The following is a 16695-nucleotide window of genomic DNA, read 5'->3' on the forward strand; positions in this document are numbered from 1 at the left end:
ACTCATGGTAACTACTCTTGTTTTTTGGCGATTACAGAGTACCACCAACAGGCAGTTGATCTCTCCTCACCGATTAATCATGAGTGGTGCACTTATTATCTGAATTCGGGCCATATCAAACTTGCTCTTTTTATTACATTGATAAAATCAAAGATCACGAGTTTGCAGAGCACGACGAATTTGTATTTGGGCCATATACAAATGAGCAATTTGCAACGTTAGTTAAAAAGTTAGGCTTGCCGAGGGTCAGCTCGGAGTGAGCAAAATGCTGAAACATGCTTTAACAAAGGAATACTACACAGTAGACTTTTGCTTATTCGTTTTGCTTCTGGCCGAATACGCCTGTAATGTCATCAATAGAGTCAACTTTAAAGTCATAAAAATTATCCGATGTGATAATTTAATGCTATGTATCTTTTTTTGGTTACACGGTTAACTTTGTTAAACATGCACTATATATTCGGCATATGACAAATTCCTAAACAAAAGGACGCAAAATGACAATGGATGAAATGATGAATACTACAAGAAATATCAGCAAACCTAGTAGGATTAATAACTTCCTGTTAGAAGTTTATTTATCTCTAAATTTTTGAATAAAAATATATAACAACCGAATTTTGACAGTGTTCTTAAAGCTCGGCGTGTGCACTAGTGCTGATTATTTTATTCAATTATTTGTGTGTTAATTAGGAAGGTGTTAGCCTACTTAAATTAAATATAGGGTATTACCGTTGTTATCTAAAAGCAAAACTGTCTTAAGTTTTTGTTTATTTGTACTGTTACTTCTTAGTTTCGGTATAACTTATGAACAAGTCTCTCGAAATAATACATTATTAAAGTATCCAGCTAACGGCTCATTAGTTGATATAGGTTCTCGCTTTTTGCACATTGACTGCAGAGGGGAAGGTACGCCTATTGTTATTCTTGAATCAGGCTTAGATACTTTGGGTTCATTAAGTTGGTCAGCTGTTCATGACCAATTAGCTCAAACAACGAGAACTTGTGCTTATGATCGCGCAGGTATCATGTGGAGTGACCCTCGGCCCCGAACAAACAATTTGATGCAAGATATTGCGAGTGATTTAAATAAAGCGCTTGTTATATCGAATGAGAAACCTCCATATATTATGGTTGGTCATTCATTTGGTGGTGTATATATTACGAAATTTACTGAGCTGTTTGAAAAAAAAGTTGCTGGTATTGTGTTGATAGACTCACCTCATCCAGAGCAGATGGATTTAGTTCAAGATGTTGAAATACCATTGATTCTATCTTTAAAAAATTCAGTTTTCCAAATAGTTAAGCCCATTATGGATATAATAGGTTTAACTCGTATTATAAATAATCAGGCTAGTTTCGCTTTTCCAAATCAATCACAGTATCATTCAGAAGCTGTGAAAGCCTTTGCACCATTATCTGATCATACTTTATCTCAGGAAATTTTGAATTACTCTGTTGGTCTAAAACAAATCCGCTCACTAAGAAACTTTGGCGACAGACCTATGTTTGTTCTCGGTAACATTGTTAATTACACAAAAATGTCTGATCTACAACTTGCCAATGCAGGTTTAAGCCGTGATATTGTGCCGGCAGTAATGGAGCAAGACCGTTATATGTTTAACGACCAAGCATCATGGTCATCTAATAGTCATTTGAAATTATTCCATAACACGTCGCATTACATACAATTTGAAAAACCTACCGAAGTAATCAATACGGTGTTATTCGTTATCAGTGAGGTTAAAAGGCAAGCTGATTAGATACTGTGCCTGCGTGTATTATTGAGTTAATACTGATCTGCACTAATATTTGTTCATCATGGTTGTGTCAGGCTCTACTTAACATTGCAACGAATTGCTTCGCTTTAGCATCAAAACACTTTGAAATAAGGTTGCTGTACACGTTTTTGATTAATTATCCCCTAAATTAATAACTCCGAGTTTGGATCTAAGCTTTTTACAGCATCTTAAAAGTACAACTTTGAAAAAACGCGACAGCGAGTAGCAGTTATGTAGAAAGCATAATTTTTGACCAGGTTTATTGTTGTACCTAATTGCAGTGTGTTATTGAGAGTGGTTTCTATTTGCGGTATTGTTACACGAAGCCTTACAGTATTGCCTGGATTCTCTTTCTTTGCCCGTAGTTATGTGGTTAGTAGCGATTTATCAATAACTTAGAAGTTATTTTCAGCAAAAGGCCGTAGGTCATCAGAGGTGTATACTGTATCTATGGCGGGGGCAATAGAAAAGTACCGACTAGAAGTCAGCCGATTTCTCATCAGAAAAGTTGGTTGTGCTGAAACAGCTGCAGATATCTTTCAATCGGTTGCTGAAAATATGCTAAGGCGCAACCCTGACCCTCCTATTGATGATGTGCGGGCATTTTTATATCGAGCAGCGAAGAGTGCGGCGGTTAACCAGCAACGCACTGATCGCACACTAGATGACAATCATCTTGAGGACAGATGTTTGGGTGAATAGATGAAGTCGGAAAACTGTCAAAACCTGTTGATGAAATGGAGCTCAAATGACCAGCATAAGGAATAATACTAAATCGTTGCAGGCAACACCTTTTAGCTTAAAGCCAATGATGTTTGAAACCTTTGTATGCACTATGGCAATGATGGCCTTTGCGGCCTTAGCTGCACCCATTGCTCGAGTTATAGGATTGTCAGCTTGGCAAGTAGGTGCCGCTGTAACTGTAGCTGGGTTAGCCTGGGTTATCATGGCACGGGTGTGGGGGAGACTAAGTGACAGAAAAGGTCGCCGTCCAGTGATGTTGTTCGGTCTCACTGGATTTGTGGTTAGTTACTTTATATTGGCGCTGTTTATTGATTATGCCTTACACAGTGCAATACTGCCTGTGATGGCTTTTATTGGTATTGTTGTTGGTCGAGGGATCGCTGGATTTTTTTATGCGGCGGTACCTGTAACAACGGCAGCGTTGGTAGCAGACCATATAGCACCAGATAGCCGTGCTGGTGCAATGGCTGGAGTTGGCGCTGCAAGTGCTGCTGGAATGGTGATTGGCCCTGGTCTTGCTGGTTTGCTTGGGCCAATAAGTTTAAGCTTGCCGTTGTATATTACAGCCTTTTTTCCGGTTATCGCGCTGCTTGTTCTATGGCGCGTATTACCAAAAGTAGAGCTGCATGCTCAGCCATCGGCTAATACAGTAAGCCTCGGTGATAAACGTTTGCGAAGTGCTGTTGGAGTCGCATTCGTCAGCACTTTTAGTGTGGCGGTGGCGCAAATTATAGTTGGCTTTTTTGTACTTGATCAGCTCCAACTTGAACCCGCTCAAGCAGCTAGGGCTGCGGGTGTTGCTTTGGCTATTGTTGGAGTTGCATTGATTATTGCCCAGATTGTATTGCAGAAATTAACATGGCAACCAAAACAACTAATCTTGTGTGGCGGGCTTATTGCTGCTGTTGGGTTTGTAAGCGCTGTGTTGGCGGTCAATACCATGACTATTTGGGCGAGTTATGCAATAGCTGGGTTTGGTATGGGCTGGATTTATCCATCGGTCTCTGCACTGGCTGCTAATTCGGTCAACCCTACCGAACAAGGCGCGGCTGCTGGTATAGTGTCGGCTGCTCAAGGGTTGGGAATTATCAGTGGGCCGATAGTTGGTACTGGACTGTATGGCGTTGATAACACCATGCCCTACTTGCTGATTGCGAACATGCTAGTGGTGATCGTGTTTTGGGCAGCGAGACGTTAAATGTTTTAGGGGGCAGTTTATGCCCCCTAAATATTGCGCACCAGTGGCGTACCGATGAGGACAAGAGTATGACGAATTAATTAATCGTGCATTTGCTTTTCTAAGAAATACGAGTATTTAGCTACTTTTAACTATTTATCCCAAGTTAAGGTTGTTTAGTATGGAAGCCTTTGGCTTTACCTAAAACTTTGTTGATAACTTATTTTGTTAAACGGTTGACTTCGGAATAACGAAGGGACGCCACTAGCTAAGTATTTAAGAAGTATGCTTTTGTAAATTCAATAAATGCAGCCAGTCTCTTAGCTTGATGTTTATCCTTGTGATAAAGAAGAGAAAACTCAACACTTGGAATATGCCATTCAGTAAACACTTCCACCAACTTTCCTTCGTCTATCGCATTTTGACAATAAATCCGAGGCACGCGTATTATCCCGAGTCCATTAAGAGCACCACTGATCAATACTTGTCCGTTTTTACAACGTAAGGTACCGTCAATGGAAACGGAATATGATTCATTTGTTTGATGGTGCAAGTAGCGCCAATGTGCAACAGAGCCGGTTAAGCAGCAATGCATTTGCAACTCTTTTGGGTGCTTAATCACCGGTTTACCAGTTAAATAATTGGGACTTGCGAGCGTACACATTTCTATCATACATAATTGCCGTGCGACAAAACCTGAGTCTTCGAGCTTCCCCATACGAAATGCAACATCAAATTCATCGTTAATTAAGTCAACTCGATGGCTACTAAAATCAAGTTCAACAGACACTTCAGGGTGCAGTTTCATAAATTCACTAACGAGACTCGCAACGTAGACTTCACCCAAGTACCCACCAACGCTGTTGACTCGGATACTTCCCTTAAGATTATCATTATCATTAATGGCATCTACTAGGGCATATTCAATTTTTTGTATTGCGCTATGACATTGAGCAACCAGTCGTTTACCACTATCCGTTAATTTTAATGTTCTTGTTGTTCTTTGTAGCAGCGTCAAACCAGTTTGTTTTTCAAGCGCACTTACTCTTCTTGATATATGTGACCGAGAGACCTTAAGCAACTCTGCCGCGCTAGTGAAGCTACCCTGTTCAGCAACTACGGCAAAAATACGAATATCATCCAAGCTTATTTGGTCAATTATCACTAAACACTCTCCTTATTCTAAAAGATCTAATGAAGCATCATTGTTAGAGTTCAAAATCCGAGCAACTGATTAGTATTACATAGTCGTGATGTTTATTGTTGCTCAGGTGCAACAGTGTTTCAACTGAAATGATATATATGCACTAATAAACTAGCTTTAAGATAGTATCTAGTCACTCAATAGCATTAAAGCTTAATGGAAAAGCGATGGTTTATTGCTTTTCGCTACAAGATGGGTGTTCAATTTTAATCGATAAAAGGTAATCAAATATGAAAAAGCTAGTTGTTGTTACAGGTGCGAGTTCGGGTATTGGTGAAGCAATTGCACGTCAATTAAGCGCACAAGGTCACCCATTGCTGCTGCTCGCACGTCGAGTAGAAAAATTAGAAGCACTGAATTTGCCCAATACGTTGTGCGAAAAAGTTGATGTTACGGACAAACATGCTTTTACAGCAGCAATACTGAAAGCAGAGCAATTATTTGGAGAGGTCGATTTATTAATAAATAATGCGGGGGTTATGCTATTGGGACAAATTGACACTCAAGAGCCAAGTGAGTGGAAACACATGTTTGATGTGAACGTTATTGGGTTACTGAATGGTATGCAAGCCGCACTTGCCCCTATGCTAGAACGAAACACGGGAACTATTATCAACATTAGCTCTATTGCAGGTAAAAAAACATTTCCAAATCATGCGGCATACTGCGGCACTAAATTCGCTGTACATGCCATTTCTGAGAATGTAAGAGAAGAGGCTGCCTCAGCCAATGTTCGTGTAATTACGATTGCCCCAGGGCCAGTTGAAACCGAGTTGCTTTCTCATACCACTTCTGACGACATAAAAGATGGCTATGAAAACTGGAAAAAAGACATTGGTGGAGCGTTGAGTGCCGATGATGTCGCAAGAACGGTTATGTTCGCATACAACCAACCACAAAATGTATGTATTCGTGAGATAGCAATAGCACCGACTAAACAGCAACCTTGATCACAAAAGCAGTAAAGCCGCTCTCCCTTTGGTTGGATACATAAACCAGTTGTAATAAGTGCTTGTTTTAATCGCGCTACCTTACTTGTTAGCTTAACAATAAGCGCTATTGGTTATTTGTAGACTTAACGGGAGAGGCGGTCGCGCTTAATTAATGCGATAGTTCATTCGAACAAATAAACACGCAATTGACGTGGCATGGTTATCGCGAAGTCTACCTATATTGGTAGCCATGGTAATTTAGACAATATGATTATAGGCATTATGAACAGTGGTTACCACAAAGCGCCGACCTGTTTGCCGAACAGTCTATATTTTTTTGAACACGTAAATCTGATCTTCGAAGTGGATGAATGTGATTTACGCATTGATGTGTGTTTGCTAATGGTTTAAGTTCACAATCTAGAGCCGAGCAGCTATAACTTAATAAATGTACACTGTTTGCTTGATTCAATATGAATACTTTACGATGTAAGCGCGTGGCTTTAGGAGGACTACTGTATTTATGTGGAGGGTTTTTTGCTCATGCAGAACCAGTACGCATCATTGTTAATGATTGGGCAAGCCAATTGGTGGTGTCTAATATTTATGCCAGCTTGCTCAAGCACGCTGGAATTCAGTCACAGTTTATTTCTTTGCCAACCGTAGGGCAGTGGTATTACTTAAAATATAACCATGCTGATGTGCAAGTTGAGGTATGGCAAGGCACAATGGAAGATAAACTAGAACAATTGCTGCATTCGGGTGATATTCAGCAGGCGGGTACGTATCCTATTTCTACACGAGAAGAGTGGTGGTATCCGGATTATGTCGCAAAATTATGCCCCAAGCTACCTGATTGGCGAGCTTTAAACGATTGTGCACATTTATTTAGCGAAGGTGATGACCCAAGAGGTGTATATTATAACGGTCCATGGGAAAAGAACGATTCAGCGAGAATTAGAGCATTAAACCTGAATTATAGAGTCGAAAACTTACCTGACGACTTTTCACTGGTGCGCGTCCTAAAAGATGCGTACAAAAACAAAAAGCCTATTTTAATATTTAATTGGACCCCAAACTGGGTGGAAGCACGTTATGCTGGCTATTTTGTAGAGTTTCCACCTTATACAATAGAGTGTGGAACGCAGCCACAATGGGGCATAAATAAAGATTTCTTACATGACTGTGGAAACCCTCGTGATGGTTGGATAAAGAAAATAGCGTCAAGCGCGTTTGTTCGCTCACAACCGTGCGCCTTTGCGATTTTACAAAGTATGACCTTTAATTCTGACGACCTTGCACAGTTTGCTTTGCAAGTTAATATAAACGCAAAAACGAATGAAAAAGCCAGTGAAATGTGGCTTAAGCGATATCAATCACGTTGGCAAAGTTGGTTGAAACATCCAAGTTGCCAAATTTATCGCTATAGCCAGAAGTAATTGTAAAGGGGGGTTACACTTTTCGCTTAGCCTACTATTTATAGGGCTTGCCTAAGAAGTAGGTACCACTTATAGTGGGGTAGCGAAGATGTATAATTCAAAGAAAGCTAAGGCAAACCTACACAAAAGTGTTTTTTACCATGACTCATCGCTAAGTGTTTTTCACCAATTAAGTGATTGCTAAGTACAAATGGAGAAAATATGGAAAATAAAGGAAAGCTGTTCTTTTTCTGTGGCAAGATGGGGGCGGGGAAATCGACAAAGTCTCGGACAGTCGCTACTGTAAATAATGCAATTTTAATTTCAGAAGATGATTGGTTGTCAGCGCATTATCCTTCTCAAATTCAAACTTTTGATGATTACATTCAGTACTCAAACCTCATTAAACCTTTTGTTAAATCTCATGTGCAAAACTTATTAAGTATTGGGGTTAATGTTGTTATGGATTTCCCAGCAAATACTGTCAAGCAAAGGTCATGGTTCGTATCACTATGTTCTGAAGTAAATAGTGATTATGAGCTCTGGTATCTAGCGTTAACCGACGAGCAATGTTTATCTCAAATCGCTATGCGTCGGGTAGAACAACCAGAAAGGTCAATGTTTGATACAGAAGCTGTATTTCATCATGTAACCCAATACTTTGAAGCGCCAACAGCGAGTGAAGGTCTTAATTTGGTGGCTGTGGAAAGTATCGAGTAGCGCAACATTTTCAATGGAACGTTTGGTACTATTTTGAATTAACTTCCGTGCTGTCAGTATAATAGTTTAGCGGCTCATTACTTAACGTTAGCATAGGTAAATAGGAAATGTAGATGGTACACGCAGCATCAGGGTTGCTTTTTCCCTTACTTATTTTGTTTGCTTTATCGCTACCCATTATTCTGTTTTGGGTGTTTAAGGGTGATGGAAACCGTGGGAAAAGAGGCTTAATTGGGTTTGCTCAAATTGCTGTTTTGACGATAGCCACTTTGATGTGTTTTTCTGGTGCTAATATGGTTCAGCAAGTTGGTTTTACAATAGCGTTCATAATCTTAGTAATTATGCTGCTCACACCCATGGTATTTAAAAATCGAAATTATTAGAGCTCAAACCTGCAAGATTAAGGCAATGAAGAAATGCATCAGCTTATGCTCACTAACAGCAAATAGAATCTAATGACGTGAGGAAATCTTGGTTGGTGTTATTGCCAAGCTTTGCCGGTATCGAAGAGCCAGATATGACAGATAAGTGCAATGTTAATCGCACTTACCTTAATTTATCAGCTAGATTTCTGCAGCGACTACCGAAATCTCAACAAGCAAAGCATCACGAGCCATGCTCGCTTCAACACAAGCACGTGCAGGTGCATACCCTTGCGGTACCCACGCATCCCATACTTCGTTCATTTCAGCAAAATATTTCATGTCTTTAATATAAATTGTTGCAGAAAGGATGTGCTTGCGGTCGCTGCCCGCCTGAATAAGCAGTTCGTCAACTTTTTCAAGCATGGTCTCGGTTTGTTCTTTTATCCCTTGCTCGGCATCTTTACAGACTTGACCACATAGATAAATTGTCCCGTTATGTTTAACTATGCGGCTCATTCGTTGTTTAGTTTCAATACGTTCTATCAAGTTTTTTCCTTGGTTATTTGGTAACGTGAGTAAATTAAGAGTAGCTAATACTACTCTTTTTCTAGAAGATGGACTACCTGACCATTGGTATCGTGAGCAAGACGTGAAGTTGCAGCTCTAGCCATCAATGCGTTATTTTATATTTAGCATAAATGGCTTTTATTTTGCCGTCATTAATCATGCGGCTCAGCGCCGTGTTTATTTCCAGATTTAGCTGTGTCAAATGAGGTTGGAAGCGCATGTGCACCGGCAAGCGGCTTATTCTAAAGCAAGGGGAAAAATCACGATATTTAGGTTGCTGAGAGATATAATAATCCGCGGTTTCTGCGCCAATCATAATATAATCTAGACGGTTATGCTCAAGCTGCGCGAGGAGTTCTTTTTCAGAAATATTCTCGTAAATGGAGATCTTACCTTTACCTAGATGCTCTTCGAATGTGTCGTAGTGGTATCCTCTTACCTTGCCGACGAGCGCACCGTAAAAGTGTTCAGGTTGTTGCTTTCCCTTGCAGTTTATTTTTCGCCCTAATAACACTTCTGTTGAAAAGGCGTAGTTAATACTATATATGCCGGGTACTTTGGCGGCTTTACGCCAAACTGGGTTTACGCCGGGTTCGATGTCTACATCACCGCCATCAAAGTAACGCTGTCCTCTGGCTACAGAAAGTGGAATAAAGCTAAATTGATGTGAGGTCAGGTTGCTCAGCTCCTGAAAAATGTCGACAAATATGCCTGTTGGTTTGCCTTTCTCTTCAAAATAATAGGGTGGGTTTGCGCCATGATACACCAACACAGAATAAGACTGTGCGTTGGCAAGGCCTGTTGCCAGCAGAAATATTGTTGTGATGAGGGGGTAACGCCACATTGCTAATAGTCAGCCTTTTGTCCTATTACATATCATAATATGCAGAATTGTTATCCTGCGCAATGAATGTCGTCGTTACCTCTGTACGTGATGAATGAATCAACGGTAAATTCTATTCACACCATAAAACTGGTGAATAGTGTCTATATTGAAAATTGTCGACAATTTTCGCTTTTCTAGGTTGACGCTAACGTCAACCAACACTATATTGTCTACAACTTAAATAACGATGACTGGCCAACTAATGATGAGCTTTTTAGATGAACAAGCGGTTACTTCCTCTGATAAAGCATTCTTTCGTATGCGAAAGGAGATTGTCGAAGGAGAGATAGCTGCAGGTTCCAAGCTCAGCGAAATGGAATTGTCGACAAAGTATGAAGTCAGTAGAGCGGTTGTTCGTGAGGCAATTAATCGTTTGGAGTCATGTCACTTGGTTGAACGTAAAGCCAACGTTGGAGCACGTGTTGTTACCCTTACACCAGAAGGTTTGATGGAGCTTTATCAAATTCGAGAGGCGCTGGAAGGGATGGCAGCAAGACTGGCTGCACAGTACATGACCGAGGGTGAAGTACAGGATTTAGAAGGTCTTCTGTCGAGCCAATTCGATGAGGTCAAAAATCAACACTCTTACTATCAGGAAGCGGGTGACCTTGATTTTCATTACCGCATTATCCTTGGCAGTAAAAATGCTAGCCTCATCTCTATGCTGGTCAATGGTTTATATCACTTAGTGCGCATGTATCGCGTACAGTTAGGGATGGCTGGGCCTCGGGTTACCACTGCATTTGACGAGCATAAACATATTGTTCGTGCAATCAGTAACCGCGACCCAGAGCTGGCAGAAATACTGATGCGTCGACATATTCAATATTCTAAAAATAATATCGCAGCCAAGTTAGCAAGCAATCAATCACATATATAAGAGAGAACATCATCATGAGCGCAGGAAAAAAATTTCGTGAGGCACTAAAAGCCAATAAGCCGTTACAAATTGTCGGAACTATTAATGCTTACAGCGCGATAATGGCAAAAAAGATTGGCCATCAAGCTATTTATCTTTCAGGTGGTGGCGTTGCTAATGCCTCATATGGTTTGCCTGACTTAGGAATGACATCTTTAAATGATGTAATTGCTGATGTAAGTCGAATTACTTCTGCCTGTGATCTTCCTTTGATGGTTGACATTGATACTGGCTGGGGCGGTGCATTTAACATTGCTAAAACCGTTCGAGATATGGAAAAAGCAGGGGCTGCAGCGGTACACATGGAAGACCAAGTGGCGCAAAAGCGTTGTGGTCACCGCCCGAATAAAGAAATCGTGTCGACAGAAGAAATGGTTGACCGTATTAAAGCAGCAGTTGATGCGCGCACTGATCCTGACTTTTTCATCATGGCAAGAACAGATTCTTTTGCACAAGAAGGGCTAGAGGCGGCAATTGAGCGTGCAAAAGCTTATGTTGCAGCAGGCGCTGATGGCATTTTTGCAGAAGCGGTACAAACAGAAGAACACTATCGCGCATTTAGTGAAGCACTAGATGTGCCCATCCTCGCGAACATCACAGAGTTTGGTAAAACAGAGCTTTGGAATAAAGCTGAGTTAGGAGAGTGGGGTGTAGACATGGTGCTATATCCGCTTAGTGCATTTAGAGCAATGAATAAAGCGGCAGAGTTGGTGTATCAGTCCATTTTAGAAAACGGTGACCAAAAAGCGGTACTCGATACCATGCAAACCCGTATGGATTTGTATGATTACCTTGGTTACCACGATTATGAGCAAAAGCTCGATGCACTTTTCGCCGAAGGTAAGAATAAGTAAAAAATTAAAGCTGCTGGGGTTACTCAGCAGCACAAAATATCAATACCCAGCAGGTAAAAAATTCAGGAGACAATAATATGGCTAAAGTACTAAGTGGCGCGGGCCTTCGTGGTCAAGTAGCGGGAAAAACAGCACTATCAACGGTAGGTAAGTCGGGCTCAGGTTTGACTTATCGTGGTTACGATGTAAAGGACCTAGCTGAAAATTGTCAGTTTGAAGAGGTGGCTCACCTTATCCTTAAAGGTAACTTACCAAATCAAACTGAACTGGACGCATATAAAAGTGAGCTAAAAGCAATGCGCGGTTTGCCGCAGGCGTTAAAAGAAGTATTAGAACGTATTCCTGCTGACGCACACCCGATGGACGTATTACGTACTGGCTGTTCAATGCTTGGCAACCTTGAAGGTGAAGCAAGCTTTGACGAGCAAGGTAAAGTAACCGACCGCATGTTAGCGAACTTCCCAAGTATTATTTGCTACTGGTATCGTTTTAGCCATGATGGCGTTCGTATCGACGTGGAGACGGATGACGACTCAATTGGTGCTCATTTCTTACACCTACTTCATGGTGAAAAGCCAAGTGAGCTGCATGAGCGCGTAATGCACGTGTCGCTTATCCTTTATGCCGAGCACGAGTTTAACGCATCAACCTTTACCGCCCGTGTTTGTGCTTCAACGCTTTCTGATATGCACTCATGTATTACTGGTGCGATTGGTTCTCTACGCGGCCCACTTCACGGTGGTGCAAACGAAGCGGCAATGGAAATGATTGAGCGCTTTGAATCTGCGGATCACGCAGAGCAAGAAATGATGGGCATGCTTGAGCGTAAAGAAAAGATCATGGGCTTTGGTCACGCTATCTATTCAGAGTCAGACCCTCGTAACGAAATCATCAAACGCTGGTCTGAAAAGCTAGCAGCAGATGTGGGGGATACTGTACTTTACCCCGTGTCTGTACGCTGTGAAGAAGTAATGTGGCGCGAGAAAAAGCTATTCTGTAATGCCGATTTCTTCCACGCATCAGCTTATAACTTCATGAAGATCCCAACTAAATTGTTTACCCCAATCTTCGTTATGTCACGCTTAACAGGTTGGGCTGCACACGTTATGGAGCAGCGCGCAGATAACCGTATTATTCGTCCATCAGCGGAATACACTGGCGAAGAATTACGTCCAGTTCCTGCTATTTCTGAGCGTTAATCGAACACGACTCAAGTCTATTCTGGCGGTCGTCATGGCCGCCTGTTCTCCGTCACAGATTGTTGGAAGTTGTTATGAATACTCAATTCCGTAAACGTTTACCTGATTCTGAACTTTGCTATTACGATACAAAAGAAGCAATTGAAGCTATTAAACCAGGTAGCTACGAGACTTTACCTTACACCTCACGTATACTTGCTGAAAACTTAGTGCGCCGCGCTGAGCCTGAAAAACTCAATGATTATCTTGAACAGATCATCGAGCGTCGTCGCGATTTGGACTTTCCGTGGTTTCCTGCTCGCGTAGTTTGCCATGATATTTTGGGTCAAACTGCACTAGTCGACCTTGCGGGTTTACGTGATGCTATCGCTGAAAAAGGCGGAGATCCGGCTAAAGTCAACCCTGTCGTGCCGACTCAGCTGATTGTCGATCACAGCTTGGCAGTAGAACATGCTGGTTATGAAGAAGATGCGTTTGAGAAAAACCGCGCGATTGAAGACCGTCGAAATGACGACCGTTTTCACTTTATCAACTGGACTAAAACGGCATTTAAAAACGTCGATGTGATCCCGCCGGGCAATGGTATTTTGCACCAAATCAACTTAGAAAAGATGTCACCGGTTATTCAAGCGCGCGACGGTGTTGCCTTTCCAGATACACTTGTTGGTACTGACAGCCACACGCCACACGTAGATGCGCTCGGCGTTATTGCCGTTGGCGTGGGTGGCCTTGAAGCGGAAAGCGTGATGCTTGGTCGGGCGTCCTACATGCGATTGCCTGATATTGTCGGGGTTGAAATCATTGGCAAACGCCAACCGGGGATCACCGCAACGGATATCGTATTGGCGATCACTGAATTTTTGCGTAAGGAGCGCGTCGTTTCTAGCTACTTAGAATTCTTCGGTGAAGGTACGCAAGACCTTAATTTAGGTGACCGTGCGACAATTTCAAACATGACACCAGAGTATGGCGCAACCGCGGCCATGTTCTACATCGATGAGCAAACCATTGATTATTTGAAGCTCACAGGCCGTGATGACGAGCAAATCAAGTTGGTGGAAAAATACGCTAAGTTAACTGGGCTTTGGGCTGATTCTTTACAAAAAGTGCAGTATGAGCGTGTACTTAAGTTCGATTTGTCGACAGTGACGCGTAATATTGCAGGGCCGTCAAATCCACATCGCCGCGTTGCAACTAACGATCTTGCCAATCAAGGTATCGTCAAAGAGATTGAAGCGCCACAAGATGGTTTGATGCCAGATGGTGCGGTGATCATTGCTGCTATCACCAGCTGCACTAACACCAGTAATCCACGCAATGTAGTTGCCGCAGGCTTACTAGCACGTAATGCCAATAAATTAGGTCTTGCTCGTAAACCTTGGGTGAAAACGTCTTTTGCACCGGGTTCAAAAGCGGTACGCTCTTATATGGAAGAGGCAAAGCTCCTGCCTGAGCTTGAGCAGCTCGGTTTTGGTGTCGTTGCTTTTGCTTGTACAACTTGTAATGGCATGAGTGGTGCACTTGACCCGAAAATCCAACAAGAAGTGATTGACCGTGATTTGTATTCAACCGCGGTGTTATCGGGTAACCGTAACTTTGACGGTCGAATTCACCCCTATGCAAAGCAAGCCTTCTTAGCTTCACCGCCTTTGGTTGTGGCTTATGCAATTGCAGGCACTGTGCGTTTTGATATTGAAAATGGCGTGCTTGGTCGTGACCAAGAAGGTAATCCGGTCACACTTAAAGATATCTGGCCAAGCGATGAAGAAATCGATGCGGTGATCAAAGAAAGCGTAAAACCAGAGCAGTTCCGCGCCGTTTATGAACCAATGTTTGACCTCACGGTAGACTATGGTGAAGACAACGACCCTCTTTATCAGTGGCGCCCAACGAGTACTTATATTCGTCGCCCTCCTTATTGGGAAGGGGCACTGGCGAGTGAGCGTACCATGAAAGGCATGCGTCCATTAGCGATTTTAGGCGATAACATCACGACGGATCATTTGTCACCATCGAATGCGATTTTGGCAAGTAGTGCGGCGGGTGAATATCTGGCCAAAATGGGTTTACCAGAAGAAGATTTCAACTCATACGCGACACACCGAGGTGATCACTTAACGGCGCAGCGTGCGACATTCGCCAACCCCAAACTGTTAAACGAAATGGTGGTAGAAAACGGTGAAGTAGTACAAGGTTCACTGGCGCGTGTTGAGCCTGAAGGCAAAGTCACCAGAATGTGGGAAGCCATCGAAACCTACATGGAGCGTAAGCAACCGCTGATCATCGTTGCTGGCGCGGATTACGGCCAAGGTTCGTCTCGTGACTGGGCTGCAAAAGGTGTACGTTTGGCTGGAGTTGAAGTTATCGCAGCAGAAGGCTTTGAGCGTATTCACCGTACCAACTTAATCGGTATGGGAGTATTACCGCTTGAGTTTAAAGCGGGCACAACCCGTAAAACGCTTGAACTCGATGGTACAGAAACCTATGACGTTGAGGGTGAACCGGCACCAGGTGCTACTTTAACTCTTGTGATTAACCGTCAAAGTGGTGAGTGTGTAGAGGTGCCTGTGACTTGTCGATTAGATACCTTTGAAGAAGTATCTATTTACTCTGCTGGCGGCGTGTTACAACGCTTTGCTCAAGACTTCCTTGAAGCGGAAGGTGTGTAACCATGAGTCAATTTAAGCCGCAAATTAAAATTCCCGCCACTTATATGCGTGGTGGCACCTCTAAAGGGGTGTTCTTCAATTTAATGGATTTACCCGAGTACGCGCAGCAACCAGGTGAAGCGCGAGATAACTTGCTGTTACGTGTAATTGGCAGCCCAGATCCCTATGGTAAACATACCGATGGCATGGGCGGTGCAACTTCCAGTACCAGTAAAACCGTGATCTTAAGTAAAAGCGACAAAGCCGACCATGACGTGAATTATCTTTTTGGTCAGGTTGCTATCGACAAACCATTTATTGATTGGAGCGGAAACTGTGGCAATTTAACGGCTGCGGTGGGGGCATTTGCAATCAGCAATGGCTTAGTCGACGCGAGTAAAGTGCCAGAGAACGGTGTTGCTGTCGTTAAAATCTGGCAGGCGAATATTAGCAAAACCATAGTGGCGCATGTTCCTATCAGCAATGGAGAAGTGCAAGAGACGGGCGATTTTGAACTGGATGGCGTAACTTTCCCAGCAGCAGAAGTGGTGGTTGAGTTTATGGATCCAAGCGACCCAGATGTTGATATGTTTCCGTCGGGCAATCTCGTCGATACGTTAACTGTGCCTGATGAAGGCACCTTTGAAGTGACCATGATTAGTGCCGGGATCCCAACGCTTTTTTTCCGTGCTGCCGATTTAGGTTATGAAGGTACAGAGTTACAAGAAGCGATTAATGGAGACTCAGCGGTACTTGAGCGATTTGAAAAGATCCGTGCCTATGGCGCAGTGAAAATGGGGTTGATAGGTCATATTGACGAAGCGAAAGTTCGCCAACATACCCCCAAAATTGCTTTTGTTGCACCCGCTAAATCTTATGCTGCATCGAGCGGCAAAGCGGTGGAAGCCAATAACATCGACTTAAACGTTCGTGCCTTATCTATGGGTAAACTGCACCATGCGATGATGGGCACAGCCGCTGTGGCGATAGCAACCGCGGCGGCAATTCCTGGCACCCTAGTTAACGAAGCTGCAGGTGGCGGTGATCTTAACTCAGTGACCTTTGGGCACCCATCAGGCACCTTAAAGGTTGGCGCGCAAGCACAGCAAGAGTCTGGCCGTTGGCAAGCTAAAAAAGCCGTCATGAGCCGCAGCGCTCGTGTGCTAATGGAAGGCTTTGTTCGCGTCCCAGAGGCGTAACTCCACACTTAATTAAAGGCTCTGTTCCCAAGAGCCTTATTCTCAATATAAGAAAACTCCCGAGTTATTGCTTGGTCGTGAA

General features: G+C 42.8%; 14 protein-coding genes. 11 read left to right on the plus strand and 3 right to left on the minus strand.

Going from position 1 to position 16695, the window contains the following annotated elements; all coding sequences use genetic code 11:
* The first annotated feature begins 734 nt into the window (after positions 1-734).
* From HUZ36_RS10015 to HUZ36_RS10025, 3 genes are all read left to right on the plus strand, one after another.
* Positions 735-1763, plus strand: a complete 1029-nt coding sequence (locus tag HUZ36_RS10015; protein WP_161972716.1) for an alpha/beta hydrolase — start codon at positions 735-737, stop codon at positions 1761-1763.
* A gap of 453 nt (positions 1764-2216) precedes the next feature.
* Positions 2217-2483 carry a sigma factor gene (locus tag HUZ36_RS10020; protein ID WP_128729946.1) on the plus strand — a complete coding sequence of 89 codons (267 nt, stop codon included), beginning with the start codon at positions 2217-2219 and terminating at the stop codon, positions 2481-2483.
* 46 nt (positions 2484-2529) lie between these two features.
* The gene (locus HUZ36_RS10025; RefSeq protein ID WP_176032745.1) at positions 2530-3723 is read left to right on the plus strand and encodes an MFS transporter; all 1194 of its coding nucleotides are present in this window, start codon (positions 2530-2532) and stop codon (positions 3721-3723) included.
* 247 nt (positions 3724-3970) lie between these two features.
* On the opposite strand, the gene HUZ36_RS10030 is transcribed toward HUZ36_RS10025, so the two are convergent.
* A complete protein-coding gene (locus HUZ36_RS10030; protein WP_161972715.1) occupies positions 3971-4867 on the minus strand; it encodes a LysR family transcriptional regulator in 897 nt (298 codons plus the stop codon).
* A 269-nt stretch (positions 4868-5136) separates the two neighbouring features.
* On the opposite strand from HUZ36_RS10030, the gene HUZ36_RS10035 reads away from it, so the two are divergent.
* From HUZ36_RS10035 to HUZ36_RS10045, 3 genes are all read left to right on the plus strand, one after another.
* On the plus strand, positions 5137-5856 hold the full coding sequence (locus HUZ36_RS10035) for an SDR family oxidoreductase (protein WP_125252613.1): 720 nt from the start codon (positions 5137-5139) through the stop codon (positions 5854-5856).
* Positions 5857-6311: 455 nt separating this feature from the next.
* Positions 6312-7277: an ABC transporter substrate-binding protein gene (locus HUZ36_RS10040; protein ID WP_128729944.1), complete on the plus strand. Its 966-nt coding sequence runs from the start codon at positions 6312-6314 to the stop codon at positions 7275-7277.
* Between the two features lie 201 nt (positions 7278-7478).
* Entirely contained in the window at positions 7479-7976 is a 498-nt protein-coding gene (locus tag HUZ36_RS10045; RefSeq protein WP_128729943.1) for an AAA family ATPase, read from the plus strand.
* Between the two features lie 563 nt (positions 7977-8539).
* Here the strand turns inward: HUZ36_RS10045 and HUZ36_RS10050 are convergent.
* The gene (locus tag HUZ36_RS10050) at positions 8540-8887 is read right to left on the minus strand and encodes a RidA family protein (RefSeq protein WP_128729941.1); all 348 of its coding nucleotides are present in this window, start codon (positions 8885-8887) and stop codon (positions 8540-8542) included.
* Between the two features lie 124 nt (positions 8888-9011).
* Positions 9012-9752: a substrate-binding periplasmic protein gene (locus HUZ36_RS10055; protein WP_176032746.1), complete on the minus strand. Its 741-nt coding sequence runs from the start codon at positions 9750-9752 to the stop codon at positions 9012-9014.
* A 247-nt stretch (positions 9753-9999) separates the two neighbouring features.
* On the opposite strand from HUZ36_RS10055, the gene HUZ36_RS10060 reads away from it, so the two are divergent.
* From HUZ36_RS10060 to prpF, 5 genes are all read left to right on the plus strand, one after another.
* Entirely contained in the window at positions 10000-10674 is a 675-nt protein-coding gene (locus HUZ36_RS10060) for a GntR family transcriptional regulator (protein ID WP_176032818.1), read from the plus strand.
* Between the two features lie 14 nt (positions 10675-10688).
* On the plus strand, positions 10689-11567 hold the full coding sequence (gene prpB, locus HUZ36_RS10065) for a methylisocitrate lyase (protein WP_125252620.1): 879 nt from the start codon (positions 10689-10691) through the stop codon (positions 11565-11567).
* A 77-nt stretch (positions 11568-11644) separates the two neighbouring features.
* A complete protein-coding gene (gene prpC / locus HUZ36_RS10070) occupies positions 11645-12766 on the plus strand; it encodes a bifunctional 2-methylcitrate synthase/citrate synthase (protein ID WP_176032747.1) in 1122 nt (373 codons plus the stop codon).
* A gap of 74 nt (positions 12767-12840) precedes the next feature.
* Positions 12841-15435 (plus strand): Fe/S-dependent 2-methylisocitrate dehydratase AcnD, encoded by a 2595-nt coding sequence (acnD, locus tag HUZ36_RS10075; RefSeq protein WP_176032748.1) that lies wholly within the window; start codon positions 12841-12843, stop codon positions 15433-15435.
* A gap of 2 nt (positions 15436-15437) precedes the next feature.
* Positions 15438-16613 carry a 2-methylaconitate cis-trans isomerase PrpF gene (gene prpF / locus HUZ36_RS10080; RefSeq protein ID WP_128729937.1) on the plus strand — a complete coding sequence of 392 codons (1176 nt, stop codon included), beginning with the start codon at positions 15438-15440 and terminating at the stop codon, positions 16611-16613.
* Positions 16614-16695 lie beyond the last annotated feature (82 nt).

The organism is Pseudoalteromonas sp. McH1-7 (genome assembly GCF_013366255.1).
Taxonomy (GTDB): domain Bacteria; phylum Pseudomonadota; class Gammaproteobacteria; order Enterobacterales; family Alteromonadaceae; genus Pseudoalteromonas; species Pseudoalteromonas peptidolytica.

Coding starts and splice junctions, on each gene's coding strand:
- HUZ36_RS10060 (WP_176032818.1), top strand. CDS start 10,000: ATGAGCTTTTTAGATGAACAAGCGGTTACTTCCTCTGATAAAGCATTC.
- acnD (WP_176032748.1), top strand. CDS start 12,841: ATGAATACTCAATTCCGTAAACGTTTACCTGATTCTGAACTTTGCTAT.
- prpF (WP_128729937.1), top strand. CDS start 15,438: ATGAGTCAATTTAAGCCGCAAATTAAAATTCCCGCCACTTATATGCGT.
- HUZ36_RS10055 (WP_176032746.1), bottom strand. CDS start 9,752: ATGTGGCGTTACCCCCTCATCACAACAATATTTCTGCTGGCAACAGGC.
- prpB (WP_125252620.1), top strand. CDS start 10,689: ATGAGCGCAGGAAAAAAATTTCGTGAGGCACTAAAAGCCAATAAGCCG.
- HUZ36_RS10025 (WP_176032745.1), top strand. CDS start 2,530: ATGACCAGCATAAGGAATAATACTAAATCGTTGCAGGCAACACCTTTT.
- HUZ36_RS10035 (WP_125252613.1), top strand. CDS start 5,137: ATGAAAAAGCTAGTTGTTGTTACAGGTGCGAGTTCGGGTATTGGTGAA.
- prpC (WP_176032747.1), top strand. CDS start 11,645: ATGGCTAAAGTACTAAGTGGCGCGGGCCTTCGTGGTCAAGTAGCGGGA.
- HUZ36_RS10045 (WP_128729943.1), top strand. CDS start 7,479: ATGGAAAATAAAGGAAAGCTGTTCTTTTTCTGTGGCAAGATGGGGGCG.
- HUZ36_RS10040 (WP_128729944.1), top strand. CDS start 6,312: ATGAATACTTTACGATGTAAGCGCGTGGCTTTAGGAGGACTACTGTAT.